At 68.1% G+C, this 14,482-nt stretch carries 13 protein-coding genes; 8 read left to right on the plus strand and 5 right to left on the minus strand.

The genetic code is table 11. The features are described 5' to 3' along the window. The first annotated feature begins 48 nt into the window (after nt 1-48). Nucleotides 49-174: a hypothetical protein gene (locus EYR15_RS17310; RefSeq protein ID WP_280987314.1), complete on the plus strand. Its 126-nt coding sequence runs from the start codon at nt 49-51 to the stop codon at nt 172-174. Nucleotides 175-218: 44 nt separating this feature from the next. On the opposite strand, the gene EYR15_RS12245 is transcribed toward EYR15_RS17310, so the two are convergent. The 3 genes from EYR15_RS12245 to EYR15_RS12255 all read right to left on the minus strand — a co-directional run bounded on the left by EYR15_RS12245 (nt 219) and on the right by EYR15_RS12255 (nt 2,591). Next, the gene (locus EYR15_RS12245; protein WP_165455492.1) at nt 219-1,079 is read right to left on the minus strand and encodes an SDR family oxidoreductase; all 861 of its coding nucleotides are present in this window, start codon (nt 1,077-1,079) and stop codon (nt 219-221) included. A gap of 75 nt (nt 1,080-1,154) precedes the next feature. Continuing rightward, nucleotides 1,155-1,604 carry a cyanase gene (gene cynS, locus EYR15_RS12250; protein WP_131003823.1) on the minus strand — a complete coding sequence of 150 codons (450 nt, stop codon included), beginning with the start codon at nt 1,602-1,604 and terminating at the stop codon, nt 1,155-1,157. A 96-nt stretch (nt 1,605-1,700) separates the two neighbouring features. Beyond that, on the minus strand, nt 1,701-2,591 hold the full coding sequence (locus tag EYR15_RS12255; protein WP_131003824.1) for a lipid kinase: 891 nt from the start codon (nt 2,589-2,591) through the stop codon (nt 1,701-1,703). Between the two features lie 225 nt (nt 2,592-2,816). Between EYR15_RS12255 and coxB the strand changes: the two genes are divergently transcribed. The 6 genes from coxB to EYR15_RS12285 all read left to right on the plus strand — a co-directional run bounded on the left by coxB (nt 2,817) and on the right by EYR15_RS12285 (nt 10,621). Further along, entirely contained in the window at nt 2,817-3,728 is a 912-nt protein-coding gene (coxB, locus tag EYR15_RS12260; protein WP_131003825.1) for a cytochrome c oxidase subunit II, read from the plus strand. Then, entirely contained in the window at nt 3,725-6,271 is a 2,547-nt protein-coding gene (ctaD, locus tag EYR15_RS12265) for a cytochrome c oxidase subunit I (RefSeq protein ID WP_131003826.1), read from the plus strand. Before coxB ends, ctaD begins: the two co-directional genes overlap by 4 nt. Beyond that, nucleotides 6,268-6,663, plus strand: coding sequence for a hypothetical protein (locus tag EYR15_RS12270; RefSeq protein ID WP_131003827.1), 396 nt, complete (start codon nt 6,268-6,270; stop codon nt 6,661-6,663). Before ctaD ends, EYR15_RS12270 begins: the two co-directional genes overlap by 4 nt. Then, entirely contained in the window at nt 6,660-7,295 is a 636-nt protein-coding gene (locus EYR15_RS12275; RefSeq protein ID WP_245498282.1) for a cytochrome c oxidase assembly protein, read from the plus strand. The genes EYR15_RS12270 and EYR15_RS12275 overlap by 4 nt, the downstream gene beginning before the upstream one ends. Continuing rightward, nucleotides 7,292-8,428 (plus strand): c-type cytochrome, encoded by a 1,137-nt coding sequence (locus EYR15_RS12280; RefSeq protein WP_245498283.1) that lies wholly within the window; start codon nt 7,292-7,294, stop codon nt 8,426-8,428. The genes EYR15_RS12275 and EYR15_RS12280 overlap by 4 nt, the downstream gene beginning before the upstream one ends. 144 nt (nt 8,429-8,572) lie before the next feature. Further along, entirely contained in the window at nt 8,573-10,621 is a 2,049-nt protein-coding gene (locus EYR15_RS12285) for a putative bifunctional diguanylate cyclase/phosphodiesterase (RefSeq protein ID WP_131003828.1), read from the plus strand. Between the two features lie 123 nt (nt 10,622-10,744). Here EYR15_RS12285 and EYR15_RS12290 read toward each other — a convergent pair whose 3' ends face one another. Further along, complete coding sequence (locus EYR15_RS12290; protein ID WP_131003829.1) at nt 10,745-11,614, minus strand: CheR family methyltransferase; 870 nt, start codon at nt 11,612-11,614, stop codon at nt 10,745-10,747. Then, nucleotides 11,611-12,747, minus strand: a complete 1,137-nt coding sequence (locus tag EYR15_RS12295) for a protein-glutamate methylesterase/protein-glutamine glutaminase (protein WP_131003830.1) — start codon at nt 12,745-12,747, stop codon at nt 11,611-11,613. The genes EYR15_RS12290 and EYR15_RS12295 overlap by 4 nt, the downstream gene beginning before the upstream one ends. Nucleotides 12,748-13,100: 353 nt before the next feature. Here EYR15_RS12295 and EYR15_RS12300 point away from each other — a divergent pair, with 353 nt between their 5' ends. Continuing rightward, complete coding sequence (locus EYR15_RS12300; protein ID WP_131003831.1) at nt 13,101-14,438, plus strand: methyl-accepting chemotaxis protein; 1,338 nt, start codon at nt 13,101-13,103, stop codon at nt 14,436-14,438. The last annotated feature ends 44 nt before the right edge of the window (nt 14,439-14,482 follow it).

Raw genomic sequence — 14,482 nt, forward strand, 5'->3', positions numbered from 1 at the left:
GTCCGCTCGTTCCGGTCGAGGTCTTCGCCCTTGAAGGGATGAAGCCACATGACAGAACAACCCGAAGCGCAGACGCCTGAGATCGACCCGAAGACGCCCGCGGAGACCGGACAGCCGGACACCGCCAATCCCCAGCCGGACGAGGCGCCGGAAGAGGAGAACTCTCCGACCTGACCTCAATAAAAAGGGCGGCGCGCAACGGCGTCGCCCTTTTCGCGTCAGACGACCGCCTTGCCGCCTGCGACGGTGATCATCGCGCCGGAGGTGTAGCTCGACTCGTCGGAGGCCAGCATCACATAGGCCGAGGCGAGTTCCGCCGGCTGGCCGGGGCGTCCCAGCGGCGTCTTCGAGCCGAAGGTCTCGACGGCCTCGGGCGGCATGCCGGCCGGGATGAACGGCGTCCAGATCGGCCCCGGCGCGACCGCGTTCACGCGGATGCCTTTTTCGCCGATCAGCTCCGCAAGTCCGACGGTGAAGTTCGCGATCGCTCCCTTGGTCGTCGCGTAGGGCAGCAGCATCCCCGTCGGATCCTTGGAGTTCACCGAGGCGGTGTTGATGATCGAGGCGCCGGGCTTCATCCGCGCTACGGCGAGCTGCGTCAGGTGGAACATGGCGGTGACGTTGGTGTCGAAGGCCTTGGTCCATTCCTCGAGCGGGATGTCCAGGAACTCCTTGAAAGGCTTCTGGTAGCCGGCGTTGTTGACGAGGATGTCGAGCCCGCCGAGTTCGTCCACGGCTCGCGCGACGATGTCTTCACGGAACGACGCCTCCGTGATGTCGCCCGGCGCCATCACGGCCTTGCGGCCCGCCTCCTCGATCAGGCGCTTGCACGTCGCCGCGTCCTCGGTCTCGCTCGGCAGATGCACGATCAGAAGATCCGCGCCCTCGCGTGCGAAGGCGATCGCGACGGCGAGCCCGATGCCGCTGTCGCCGCCGGTGACGATCGCCTTCTTGCCGGCGAGCCGGCCCGAGCCCTTGTAGCTGTCCTCGCCATGGTCCGGCCGCGGGTCCATCTTGGAGGTCACGCCCGGGAAGGGCTGGCTCTGCTTCGGAAACGGCGGCTTGGGGTAGTCCTTCATGGGTTCACGCTCCTGTCTTTCAGGAGCGGAACGGACGGCCGCCGGTTTGGTTCGGCGGCCGCGGCGCGGGAGAATTCAGTAGCGCTTGTAGCCGAGGAACTTGCCCGACATCGCGAGTTTCACCCGGTCGCCCTTCTGGTCGGGCTGACGCTCCATCGTCATGTCGAAGTCGATCGCGGACATGATGCCGTCCCCGAACTCCTCCTGGATCAGCTCCTTCCAGGTCGTGCCGTAGACCATGACGAGCTCGTAGAAGCGGTAGATGAGCGGATCCGTCGGCGGGATCTCGGTAAGCGATCCGCGGTACGGAATCTCCGTCAGCAGGATCTCCGCCTCCTTCGGCAGATCGAGCAGCGCCGCCGCCTTTTCCGCCTCGTTCGGCTCCAGCCGCATCTGGCCGAGCAGCGCCGCGGTGACGACGATCGGCGACGTCGAGATCGAGACCTTCTCGTGGATCTCCTTCCAGGTCAGGCCCTTCATCCGCTTGGCGGACAGCACGAGTTCGGTGACTTCGGCGCGGATCATGCGTAATCGCTCCTTTGGGTCAGCGCCGACCGCCGGGCGGCGACGGTCGGGATGCCAGAGGCAGCAAGCGCCGTGCCACGCCGCGCGCGCTGGCGGTCACGTCGCCGAGGGCGGCCCCTCCGGCGCGAAGACCTCGATTGCGCCTTTCGCGACGCCGAAGCGCGCCGGCGTGCGGGTGACGATCTCGCCATCCGCGTTGACGGGGCGCGGCCGGCGCGTGCGGATCTCGAAGCTCTCGCCGCGGAGCGAGCGGATCTCGTCCCAGTCTCCGTGCCGGCCTTTGCGGAGCGCGCGAGCCATCACGACGATATGCCAGATCTGCGCGATCTCCAGGCTGTAGAGGTCGAGCCGTCCGTCATCGATCGCGGCGTCCTCCTCGATCAGATTGCCGCCGCCGTAGAACCGCCCGTTTCCGACCGCGATCTGCAGCGTCTTGCAGCGCACCCGGCGGTCCTCGAACACGATCTCCGCGTGGAACGGCCTCGCGCGGGCGAGCACCCGGAACGAGGCGATGAGATAGCCCAGGACGCCGAAGCGACGTTTGAGGTCGCGGGTCAGCTCCTTGGCGAGCTCGACGCTGAGCCCGATGCTGGCGACGTTGAAGAACAGCTCGTCATTGACCTCGCCGAGGTCGATCCGCCGGGTACGACCGGCAGCGATGATCGCGACCGCCTGCTCGACGTCGGGAGGCACGTCGATGGTGCGCGCGAGGTCGTTCGCGGTGCCGATCGGCACGATCCCGAGCGGGAGGCCGGATTGCACGACGCCCTTCGCCGCGGCGTTCATGGTGCCGTCGCCGCCCGCCACGACCACCATGTCCGCCTCGTCGGCGCGAGCCACGATCGCCGGCGAGATGTCTTCGCGCCGGTCCGTCTGTAGATGCGTCGGCTCGATCCCGTGCCGGCGCAGAGCCGTGGTGATCGCGGCGAGCGAATCCTGTCCGCTGCGGCTTTTGGCGTTGACGATCAGGAGGGCGCGGCGGGTCATGCGGCTCACATCGGGCGTTCGGGAGGCGAGGCGCAAGAGATCACGTGGACGTGACCCGAGGGCAAGGCGTCGAGCCGCTTCATTGTGGCGCCGGGGACGTAGAGCCGCCACGGTGACGCTCGTTCGCTCGAATGATTCCAGCCCGCGGGGCCTCCCATCCGCCGCAAACCCGTAATTCTGGCCCCGCTTCTTGTCGCCGGCCTCGCGCTCGGCGGCTGCTCCGGCATCCAGTCCGCGCTCGACCCCGCCGGCCATGAGGCGCGCTCAGTCGCCGACCTGTTCTTCGTCACGGCGGTCGGCGCCGGTATCGTCTGGGCGGTGGTGATGTCGGTCGCGGTCTACGCGACCCGCAGCAGTTCGGGCGGCCTCGACGAGCGGCTGGCGAAACGCTTCATCCTGTGGGGCGGCGTCGCGTTCCCGACCGTCGTCCTGACGGCCCTGCTGATCTACGGCCTGCGGCTGATGCCCGTGCTGCGGGCGTCCGGCGAGGGGCTGACGATCGCGGTGGCGGGCGAGCAATTCTGGTGGCGCGTGACCTACCAGCCCAAAGACGGGCCGCCCGTCCGATCGGCTAACGAGGTGCGGGTGCCGGTCGGGGAGCGCGTCGCGTTCGCGCTGACCAGCCCCGACGTCATCCACTCCTTCTGGAACCCCTCGCTCGGCGGCAAGGTGGACATGATTCCCGGCCGCGAGAACCGGCTCGTCCTGAAGGCCGAGAAGGCCGGCGTCTATCGCGGCGTGTGCGCGGAATTCTGCGGCGCGAGCCACGCTCTGATGGCGTTCCCCGTGATCGCGATGGAGAAGCCGGACTTCGACGCCTGGCTGAGCGGCCAGTCGCGGCCCGCCGCTGAAGCCGCGGAGACGGCGCAGGGCAAGACGCTGTTCCTCCAGAACGGCTGCGGCGCCTGCCACGCGGTGGCGGGCACGGAAGCCAGGGGCGAGGTCGGCCCGGACCTGACCCGCTTCGGCGAGCGCGCCACGATCGGCGCCGGAACGCTTCCGAACGAGCCGGAGCAGATCGCCCGCTTCATCCGCGAGACCGACACCGTGAAGCCGCGCGTGAAGATGCCGGCCTACCCCGCCCTGCCCCGCGAAGACCTGCTGGCGATCGCAGGCTACCTCGGGAGCCTGAAGTGAGCGCCCTAGACGCGCCCCGCGCGCCTTCTCAACAGGACGATCCCGAACACCGCAAGGCGCAGGAGGACCGGCTCGAGAAGGTGTGGGAGACGCCCGGCGGCTTCCGCTACTGGTCGGCGGTGAACAATTCCGACGTCGGGATCTGGTACACCGCGACCTCGCTGTTCTTCTTCCTGTTTGCGGGCGCGCTCGGGCTGATGATCCGCACGCAGCTCGCGGTTCCCGGAAACGACTTCCTGTCCGCGACCTTCTACAATCAGGTCTTCACGCTGCACGGCACGGCGATGATGTTCCTGTTCGCGGTGCCGATCTTCGAGGCGGTGGCGATCGTCATCCTGCCGCAGATCCTCGCCGCGCGGGACCTGCCGTTTCCGCGGCTCTCCGCCTTCGGCTACTGGAGCTTTCTGCTCGGCGGCGTTTTCGTCTGCGGGTCGATCTTCTTCGACGCTGCGCCCGATGGCGGCTGGTTCATGTATCCGCCGCTCACCACCGACGAGAAGCAGACCGGGATCGGCGCCGACGTCTGGCTGCTCGGCCTGTCCTTCATCGAGGTCGCCTCGATCGCCGCCGCGGTCGAGCTGATCGTCGGCACGCTGAAGTGCCGGCCGCCGGGCATGCGCATCAATCTGATGCCGCTCTACGCCTGGTACGTGCTGGTCGTCGCGGCGATGATCCTGTTCGCCTTTCCGCCGCTGATCGCGGGCGACATCCTGTTCGAGCTCGAGCGGATGTTCGACTGGCCGTTCTTCGATCCGAAGCGCGGCGGCGATCCGCTCTTGTGGCAGCACCTGTTCTGGATCTTCGGCCACCCGGAGGTCTACATCGTCTTCCTGCCGGCGATCGCGCTGCTCGCGATGATCGTGCCCACCTTCGCGCAGCGTCCGATCCTCGGTTATTCCTGGATCGTGCTGGCCGCCGTCGGCACTGGATTCCTGTCGTTCGGCCTGTGGGTCCACCACATGTTCACGACGGGCCTGCCCTCGATCTCGCTCGCCTTCTTCTCGGCGGCGTCGGAAGCGGTCGCGATCCCGACCGGGGTGCAGATCTTCGTGTTCATCGCGACGCTGCTCGCCGGCCGCGTGGTCTATTCCACGCCGATGCTGTTCGCGCTCGGGGCGCTCGGCATCTTCGTCTTCGGCGGGCTGACGGGCGTCATGGTCGCGCTCGCGCCGTTCGACTGGCAGGCGCACGACACTTACTTCGTCGTCGCGCACCTGCACTACACGCTGGTCGGCGGCATGGTCTTCCCGCTGATGGCGGGGCTCTATTACTTCTACCCCTTCGCGATGGAGCGGAAGCTCTCGGACCGCCTCGGCAAGTGGGCGTTCTGGCTGATGTTCGTCGGCTTCAATGTCACGTTCCTGCCGATGCACGTCACCGGCCTGCGCGGGATGCCGCGGCGCGTCTTCACCTATGCCGAGGGCCTGGGCTTCGAGACGTTGAACATGGTCTCGACGCTCGGCGCCTTCGTGTTCGCCGCCGGCGTGCTGGTCATCACCTTCGATGTGCTGCGCCCGAAGTCGAAGCAGCCTCACGCGGAGCGCAATTGCTGGAACGCCGGCACGCTGGAATGGCTGTCGGAGACGCCGGGCCGCGACTGGGGCGTGCGCACGGTGCCGATCGTCACGACGCGCTATCCGCTTTGGGACCAGCCGAACTTCGTCCGCGACTATGACGAAGGCCGCTTCTATCTGCCCGACGCCGAAGAGGGAAAACGCGAGACGCTGATCACGTCCGTGCTCGACGCGCGGCCGATCCAGTGCCTGCGCGTGCCCGGCAACACCTTCATGACTATGGGCGCAGCCTTCCTCACGGGCGGCGCCTTCATCGCGGCGACCTTCTACGCCTGGACGCTGACCATCCTGTTCTCGATCGCTGCGCTCGTCTCGATCCTGTTCTGGCTCTGGCGCGGCACGGCGATCATCCCGGAGAAGAAGGAGAAGGACGTCGGGCTTGGCCTGAAGCTGCCGCTCTACGTCTCCGGCCCGGATTCGGTCGGCTGGTGGGCGATGTTCATCACGATGATCGGCGACATGTCGGCGTTTGCGAGCCTGATCTTCGGCTACTTCTTCTACTGGACGATCCACGCCACCGGCTTCCCGCCATCGGACACGGCCGGTCCGGGCGTGTTCTGGCCGGGGCTCGCCTTCGCGCTGACATCAGCCTCATGGGGCGCGATGCTGCTCGCGCGCCGGGCGAATACCGCCGACAAGCCGCTGTCGCTGAACCTGTGGCTCGTGGTCTCCGCTCTGCTCGCAGTCGGCGGCGGCGCGGCTTTGCTGTGGGGGCCGCACGCGAGCGGCCTCGATCCAACGGCCCACGTCTATCCCGCGACGGTGTGGGTGCTCGCGATCTGGACCGCGATCCATCTCGGCGTCGGGGTGATCATGACGCTCTATTGCCTCGCGCGTTCGGCGGCGAGAAAGCTGACCGCCGAGTACGACATCGACATCCACAACGTCGCGCTGTTCTGGCACTTCGCGATGATCACCATGGCGGTCACCGCCGCGACGATCGCCCTGTTCCCACTGGTGGCGCGATGATCGCCTCCACCCGCGCGAACCTCGTCACGCTGATCACGGCGCCGACCGTCTGGGCCCTGCACTTCCTCGTCTGCTACGTCACGGCGTCGGCCTATTGCGCGAAGACCATGGCGGACGCCCGCGTGTTCACCGGGACGTCCTGGCCGGACATCACCGTGGCGCGCGCCGTCATCGCCGCCGCCACGGTTCTCGCGCTCGGGATCATCGCGCTCTGCCTGAGACAGGCTTGGGGCCACTGGCGGAGCGGCGACGTCGACCCGCCCTTCGACGAGCCGAGCTTCGAGGGCCGGCAGGGCTTTCTCGGCTTCTCCACCATCCTGCTCTGCGGGCTTTCCATCATCGGCGTGATCTTCGTCGCCCTGCCCGCAATCTTCATCGGAGATTGCCGGTGAGCCGCCCTCTCCTTCTCGGCGGCGGCCTTCTCGTGCTCGCGTTCGCCTGGGCGCCGGCGGCGGACGCGCTGCTCGGCCATGGCTTCCCAGCGCACATGGCCCGCCACATGGCGGTGGTCGCGATCGCGGCCCCTCTGCTGGCGCTCGGGCTGGTCGCAACGCGGTTCGATCCCTCGCAGCGCTTGGCCTGGCTGTTTCCAGCGATCCCCGCCTCGCTGCTTGAACTCTTCGTCGTCTGGGGCTGGCACGCCCCAGGGGCGCACGATCTCGCCCGCACGAACGCCCTCGCTTTCGCGGCGGAGCAGGCGAGCTTCCTGATCTCCGGCTTGTGGCTCTGGGTCGCCTGTTTCGGCCATGCCGGCGACCAGCGCCAGCAGCGGTCCGGGGCCGGCGTGCTCGCGATGCTGCTGACCTCGATCCACATGACGCTGCTCGGCGTCCTGCTGTCGGTCGCCACCCGCCCGCTCTACGCCGCCCATCACCATGGCGGCGACGCGTTGCAGGGGCAGCATGTCGGCGGGATCATCATGTTGCTCGTCGGCGGCGCGGTCTATCTCGCGGGCGGCGTGACGCTCGCCGCCCGTCTGTTGCGCGCCGCTCCGGAACGCGCCGAGCGGGGCGCGACGCCATGATGAACTGGCGCTTCACGCTGCTCGTCACGCCGCTCCGCGCCCTGCTGGCGGCGTTCGCGGTCGCGGCAGGCGTTCTCGCCTTCGGGTGGTCGGGCCTGTTCAACGTCGCCGCCACCACCGGCCATTGGCCGATCACCGACTGGTTGCTGCACTTCGTGATGGTGAACTCGGTGAAGACCCACACGATCGCAGTCGAGACGCCCGGAAATCTCGACGATCCCGCTTTGATCGCCCGCGGCGCGGGTCATTACGCTTCGGGCTGCGCCTCTTGCCACGGCGCGCCGGGCCGGCCGCGCTCGCCGGTCATCCGCGAGATGGTTCCGACCGCGCCGGATCTCGACGCCAAGGTCCCGACCTGGGAGCCGAAGCACCTGTTCTGGATCGTCAAGAACGGCGTGAAATATGCCGGGATGCCGGCCTGGATCTCGGCGGAAGAGCGGGAGGACGAGGCCTGGGCGGTGACCGCTTTCCTGCTGAAGCTTCCGGGCATGACGCCTCAGACCTACAAGGCGCTGGCCTTCGGCGCCGAGGAGGACGGTTCGGCGGGCGGCCTTACGGCGGTCGCGCCGCCGTCGGGGCCGTTGCGGCCGGACATCCTCGCCGACTGCGCGCGTTGCCATGGCCGCGACGGCGCGGGGCGGGACGGCGACGCATTTCCCGTCATCGGCGGCCAGAGCCGAGCCTATCTGTTCGACGCGCTGAAGGCCTTCGCCAGCGGCGACCGTCACAGCGGGATCATGGCGACGACCGCCGCGCGCGTGACCGAGGACGACCTTAAAGCGCTCGCAGACCATTATGCCGGCCAATCCTGGACCACGACCCGCGCGCCCGTCGACCGGACGCTGATCGCGGCCGGCGAGAGGATCGCCCGCGAGGGCGTGCGGGCGACGGGCACGCCGGCCTGCGCGTCCTGCCACGGCCCAGCGCCGACCGCCCAGAACCCCGCTTATCCCCGCCTCGCCGGACAGCACGCGTCCTATCTCGAGCAGCAATTGCTGCTTTGGGAGAAGGAACACGATTCGCGGGGCGGAGGGGCCTTCCGGGGGATCATGCGCCAGATCGCGTTCCTTATGTCCAAAGAGGACATACGTGCGGTTGCCGCGTATTATGCTTCGCTATCTTCCGGCGAATAGCCGCCTAAATATCAAGCAGAGGGCGAGGGAATCATGCAAATTGCAGTCTACGAAATGAGCAACATCTTCTAAGAACCGATATTTACTGTATATTCATGGGCGCGAGCTTAGCTTACTCGCATCGTCATTGCGAGCGCTTCTGCGATGGACCGGAACCTCAACGATTTTTCGCGACTGACGTCGGACTGGTTCTGGGAGATCGACGCCGAGCGGCGGCTGGTCTTCCTTTCAGGAAACATCGAGCAGATCTTTGGTAGACCCCGATCATACCTGATCGGCAAAGAGCGCATCAGCTTCGCTAACGGCGCTTCGGGCGCTGTGACGTGGGACGATTATCACACCGCGATCACCGAGCGTCGCGACATCGAAAACTTCACCTATCCCTACGCCCATCCCGATGGACGGCAACGCTGGTTCGAGATCAGCGGCACGCCGATCTACGGCGACGCCGGCGAATTCCTGGGCTTTCGCGGCGTCGGTTCCGACGTCACGGCCCAGCGCGACGCGAGCGACGAACTCGCGGAACAGGTCCGCCGCTTCAACGCCGCGCTCGAGAACATGAGCCAGGGGCTCTGCATGTTCGACGCGGACGCCCGGCTCCTCGTCGTCAACAACCGCTATTGCGACATGTTCGGCTTGAGCCGCGGGGTCCTGCGCATCGGCATGACACAGCGCGAGATCGTCGAGGAGCTGGTCAGCCTCGGGCGCTATCAGAAGGGCTACACCGTCGACAAACTGTGCGAGGGCACGCGCACCTCGCTCGCGATCGACCACGCCGTCCCGGTCCACCGCGAACTCGCCGACGGCCGCGTCATCGCCGTCAGCCACCGGCCGATGAGCGGCGGCGGCTGGGTCGCCACCTTCGAGGACGTGACGGAGCGCCGCCGCACCGAGGCGCGCATCGCCCACATGGCGCGCCACGACGCGCTGACCGACCTGCCCAACCGCGTCGCGCTGCGCGAGCAGCGCACGGATTCGCGCGACGACGGCCGCCCCGGGCGGCTCGCCGTGCTGTGCCTCGACCTCGACCGCTTCAAGGCTGTGAACGACGCCCACGGACACTCCGTCGGCGACGCGCTGCTGCGCGCGATCGCGGATCGCTTGCGCTCCAGCGTCCGTGACGTCGACCTCGTGGTGCGCCTCGGCGGCGACGAGTTCGCGGTGCTCAACCACGTCCAGGACGAAGCCTCCGCCGTCGCCCTCGCCTACCGGATCATCGCCGTCGTCAGCGCGCCCTACGACCTCGACGGCTTGCCGGTGCAAATCGGCGCCAGCGTCGGCGTCGCGCTCGACGAGAATGATGGGCAGGACATCGAGCGCCTGCTCAAGAACGCCGACATGGCGCTCTATCACGCCAAGTCGCTCGGTCGCGGAGCGGCCAGCGTGTTCGATCCGCAGATGGACGAGACGGCGCAGGCCAGGATCATTCTGGAGCGCGACCTGCGCGACGCGCTCGCGACCAAGGCCTTCGAGCTGCACTATCAGCCGCTGGTCGAGCTCGGCGGCGACCAGGTCAACGGCTTCGAGGCGCTGGTGCGCTGGCGCCACCCCGAACAAGGGCTGATCAGCCCGGCGACGTTCATCCCGATTGCTGAAGAGACCGGCCTGATCGTTCCCCTCGGCGACTGGATCCTGGATCAGGCCTGCCGCGACGCAGCCTCCTGGCCGAGCCACATCAGCGTGGCGGTCAACGTCTCGGCGGTTCAGCTCCGCCACCGCACCTTCGCGCAGACGGTGCTGGTGGCGCTGGCCTCGAGCGGGCTGAAGCCCGAACGCCTCGAACTCGAGATCACCGAAAGCGTGCTGCTCGACGACACCGAGTCGATCCTGGAGACGCTGCACCTCCTTCGGCGCACCGGCATCCGGATCGCGATGGACGATTTCGGCACCGGCTACTCGTCGCTGAGCTATCTGCGGCGCTTCCCGTTCGACAAGATCAAGATCGACCAGTCCTTCGTGCGCAACGCTGATTCCGCGGCGGACGGGGCCGCCATCATCCGCGCCCTGGTCGGCCTCGGCGCCAGCCTCGGCATCACGACGCTGGTCGAGGGTATCGAGACCGAAGCCCAGCTCGCCGCCGTGCGGGCCGAGGGCGCCCAGCAGGTGCAGGGCTTCCTGTTCAGCGCGCCGAAGCCCGCGGCCGAGATCGCGCGCATGCTCGCCGGCCACGAGAAGCGCGCCGCCGCAGCCTGAGCGAAGCAGGCTGAGCCGTCATCGCCGGGCTTGACCTCGGCGATCCATCGGCTGGCTCAAGAGATCTGCCGGAGAGAGATCATGCCCGGGTCAAAGTCCGGGCATGACGGCTGTTCGTGAGCGTCAGCCGACGGCTGCGATCTGGCGGAAGGCTGGCGCCGGTGCAACGGACGGCGCCGGTGCGGCGGACGCGCGCTGGAACAGGCCGCGGCGCTGCGGATGCGGCGCGAAGGCGCTCGACAGGCCGACCGTGGTCTCGGCCGCGCCCATCACGAAGAAGCCGTCGGCCTGCGTCTGCCGACCGATCCTCGTCAGGATGTCGCGCTTGGCGGCCTCGTCGAAGTAGATCAGCACGTTACGGCAGAACACGATGTCGAACTGGCCGAGCGGCGTGAAGTCGCGCAGCAGGTTGAGCGGACGGAACTGGACCATGTTGCGGATCGGCGCGTTGATCCGCCACTTGTCCTCCTCCTGCGTGAAATGGGTCATCAAGTACTTGATCGGCAGCCCGCGCTGGACGTCGAACTGCGAGAACACCCCGGCCTTGGCGCGGTCGATGATGCTGGTCGCGATGTCGGTCGCGACGATCTCGACGCGCCAACCCGCGAGCTGCGCGGCTCGTTCGGTCAGCAGCATGGCGAGCGAATAGGGCTCCTGCCCCGTCGAGCAGGCCGCGCACCAGATCCGGAGGCGGCGCTCCAGGCGGCGCGCCGCCATCAGCTCCGGCAACATCGCTTCCGTGAAGTGGTCGAACGGCGTCTTGTCGCGGAAGAAGTAGGATTCGTTGATCGTCATCGCCTCGACGACGGTCTGGTCGAGCGCGGGATCGCGGCCGGCGGCGAGCGTCTGGATCAGCTGCGACAGGCTGAGGTTGGCCGTGCGCGCGACCGGGCCGAGCCGGGCCTCCACCAGATAACGTTTGTCCTCGCCGAGGATGAGGCCCGACTTGTCCTTCAGATAACGCTGGATGAACGCGTAGTCGGTCGGCGTCACTTGGCGTCTCCGCTGAGCAGTCGGGCGATCTTGGGGCCAATGGATTGCAGCGGCAGCACCGCCGAGCAGGAGCCGGCGGCGACGGTCGCGCCCGGCATGCCCCAGACGACGCTCGTCGCTTCGTCCTGGGCGATCACGGTTCCGCCGGCGCCGACGACGGCGCGCGAGCTCGCCGCGCCGTCCGACCCCATGCCGGTCAGCACGACCGCGAGCAGCGCGGGGCCGTAGACCTCGGCGGCGGAGCGGAACATCGGGTCGACCGACGGCCGACAGAAATTCTCCGGCGGATCGTCGCTCAGCGCGGCGACAACCGAGCCGCCGCGGCGCGCGATCTTGAGGTGGCGTCCGCCCGGCGCGACGTAGATCACGCCCGGCTGCAGCGTCTCGCCGTCGATCGCCTCATGCGCGGGACGGCCCGTGGCGCGGCCGAGATGCTCGGCGAGCACGGCTGTAAACGTCGCCGGCATGTGCTGGGTGATGATGACGGGCACGCTCGCGAGCTGGGGCCCAAGCGACATCAGCACGGTTTCAAGCGCCTTGGGGCCGCCGGTCGACGAACCGATGGCGAGCGCTTTCGGGCGAACCAAGGACGGCTTGCGCATCGCGGCGGGAGCGGCGGCCTGAGGCACCCGAACCGGCGCGACAGCCGCGATCCGGGGCGCCGCGGGCCGATAGGCCGGCCTGCGGTCCTCACGGCGGAGCACAGCCTCGCCAAGGCCCCTGACCTTCGCGACCAGACCGCGGCGGTACTCGTCCTGGCCGCTCTGCGAGGCTTCGGGCTTCGCGACATAGTCGGCCGCCCCCATCGCAAGGCAGCGCAGCGACACCTCGGCGTTGCGCCGGGTGAGCGCGGACGCCATCAGCACTGCGACGCCGGGCGTCGCCTTGAGCAGCAGCGGCAGCGCCGTCAGCCCGTCCATGTCGGGCATCTCGATGTCGAGCACCACGACATGAGGCTTGGCGCGCGTCACGTCCTCGACGGCCGCGCGGCCCGTTCGATGCGCCGCGACGATCTCGAAGCCGGGGGCTTCGCTCAGCCAGCGCGTCAGAATGGAGCGGATGACGACGGAATCGTCGACGATCATCACGCGGATGATCTCGGCGGCGGAAACGGGCAGTGCGACGGCCGCCATGCGGAACCCCAGATGCGAAAGCCGGATCCGTCATCGGCGCTGGTCCGGCGCCGTGAGGCGTTGGCCTCGCAGACATCCGGTTGAAGCGTCGAAGGGCTGTGAAGCCCCGGATCGACGGCCATGGGCGGCCGTTCGATGAGACTTTCCCTGAGTAACCATTACCGGAGCGTTCACGATGAGGCGCCCGCCGCCAAGACAAGCGGCCAACTTCAGGATTTTCGAGATGAGACGACGCAAGGGCGAAGGGTAATGACCCGAAAGCGCGATTTGGCGCTTACTGCTTATTAAGCGTCTTCATTCAGATTCTTGCTTAAGGTCCGACCAACCGGACCAATCCGCGGGAGAGATCTTCCATGTCGTTCGGGTTCGGTCGTCGCGCCAGCCATGCGCAAGTCAGCGAAGCGGCCATCGTCGAGGCGCCCGCCGCGCTCGACCGCATGCTCGTCATCGCCGCGCTCGACGCCATCCGGCAGGGCGCGCCGATCACCGAATGGCCCGCCGGCGACCTCGCCGACGCGCTCCGCGCCTTCGCAGCCGAACTCGACGGCCGCAGCCGCTCTGACCTGACGGCGCTGGTGACCTTCACGGCCGAGACCGCCGCCACCGCGACCAGCGTGGGCTGGGTCACCAACGACGTGCGCCAGGTCGCCGACAGCACGTCGACGATCGCGAGCGCCGTCGAGGAGCTCGCGAGCTCGATCTCCGAAATGTCCGCGATGAGCCAAAACGGCGCGCAGGACGCGGTGTCGGCCCGCGACGAGACCGTCGCATGCGTCGGCGAGATGCAGCACGCCGCAGGCTCGATGGACGCGATCCGCGACCGCGTCGGCGTGATCAGCGACCGCATCCGCGTGCTCGAGGACGCCGTGCGCCAGATCGCCGAGATGGCCGGCACGATCGAGGCGATCTCCAGCCAGACCAATCTGCTGGCGCTGAACGCCACGATCGAGGCGGCGCGCGCCGGAGAGGCCGGCAAGGGCTTCGCGGTGGTCGCGAACGAGGTCAAGTCGCTCTCCGGCCAGACGGCGAAGGCGACCGAGCAGATCCGGGCCCGCATCGCGGTGCTCATGGAGGAGACCGACGCAATTCGCCAGGCGACGGCTGAGAGCACGGACAGCGTCTCCGCCGGCCAGGACATGATCAACGCGACCCGCATGAAGGTCGAGGCCGTCGGCAACCACGTCTCGCTTGTCACCAACCAGATGCATGCGCTGGCCGAAGTGCTCAGCCAGCAGCGCTCCGCCACCAACGAGATTTCCGAGAGCGTCTCCCGCATCGCCGAGACCGCGCGCAAGACCCGCGGCGAGATCGACGACGCGCTGGCGAAGCTCGTCTCCGCCGAGACGACCGCGCTCAGCGCCGTCGACAAGGCGGGCGAGCGCAATGCGACCGGCTACGCGCTGATGCGCGCGCCGGCCGACGCCGCCGTGGCGCGCCGCCGCCTCGCCTCCATGCTGGTCGGCCTCAACCCGCCTGCCTTCGACTCCGCGGCCTTCGCCGACAAGCTCGACGGCTCCGCGCCGGCTGACCTGATCGCCGCGCGCGACGCCGTCCGCCGCGAGGCGAACCGCCTGACCACTGCGATCAAGGGTCAGGATTGGGGCGGCGCGACCGACGCCTTCGTCAAGGCGGAAGGCGCCCTCGACGAGATGAACAAGGCGGCCGTCCAGGCCGTCCGCATGATTGGCTGACGCGTAAATTCCGCGTCACGGCCTTAACCGGACTGAAAATGGTC

This window comes from Hansschlegelia quercus (assembly GCF_004310425.1).
GTDB lineage: Bacteria > Pseudomonadota > Alphaproteobacteria > Rhizobiales > Methylopilaceae > Methylopila > Methylopila quercus.

What these genes read in the sequence shown, in the direction of transcription:
- EYR15_RS12285 (WP_131003828.1), top strand. Translation starts at nt 8,573, where the DNA reads ATGGACCGGAACCTCAACGATTTTTCGCGACTGACGTCGGACTGGTTC.
- EYR15_RS12245 (WP_165455492.1), bottom strand. Translation starts at nt 1,079, where the DNA reads ATGAAGGACTACCCCAAGCCGCCGTTTCCGAAGCAGAGCCAGCCCTTC.
- EYR15_RS12255 (WP_131003824.1), bottom strand. Translation starts at nt 2,591, where the DNA reads ATGACCCGCCGCGCCCTCCTGATCGTCAACGCCAAAAGCCGCAGCGGA.
- cynS (WP_131003823.1), bottom strand. Translation starts at nt 1,604, where the DNA reads ATGATCCGCGCCGAAGTCACCGAACTCGTGCTGTCCGCCAAGCGGATG.
- EYR15_RS12300 (WP_131003831.1), top strand. Translation starts at nt 13,101, where the DNA reads ATGTCGTTCGGGTTCGGTCGTCGCGCCAGCCATGCGCAAGTCAGCGAA.
- EYR15_RS12295 (WP_131003830.1), bottom strand. Translation starts at nt 12,747, where the DNA reads ATGGCGGCCGTCGCACTGCCCGTTTCCGCCGCCGAGATCATCCGCGTG.
- EYR15_RS17310 (WP_280987314.1), top strand. Translation starts at nt 49, where the DNA reads ATGACAGAACAACCCGAAGCGCAGACGCCTGAGATCGACCCGAAGACG.
- EYR15_RS12280 (WP_245498283.1), top strand. Translation starts at nt 7,292, where the DNA reads ATGATGAACTGGCGCTTCACGCTGCTCGTCACGCCGCTCCGCGCCCTG.
- EYR15_RS12270 (WP_131003827.1), top strand. Translation starts at nt 6,268, where the DNA reads ATGATCGCCTCCACCCGCGCGAACCTCGTCACGCTGATCACGGCGCCG.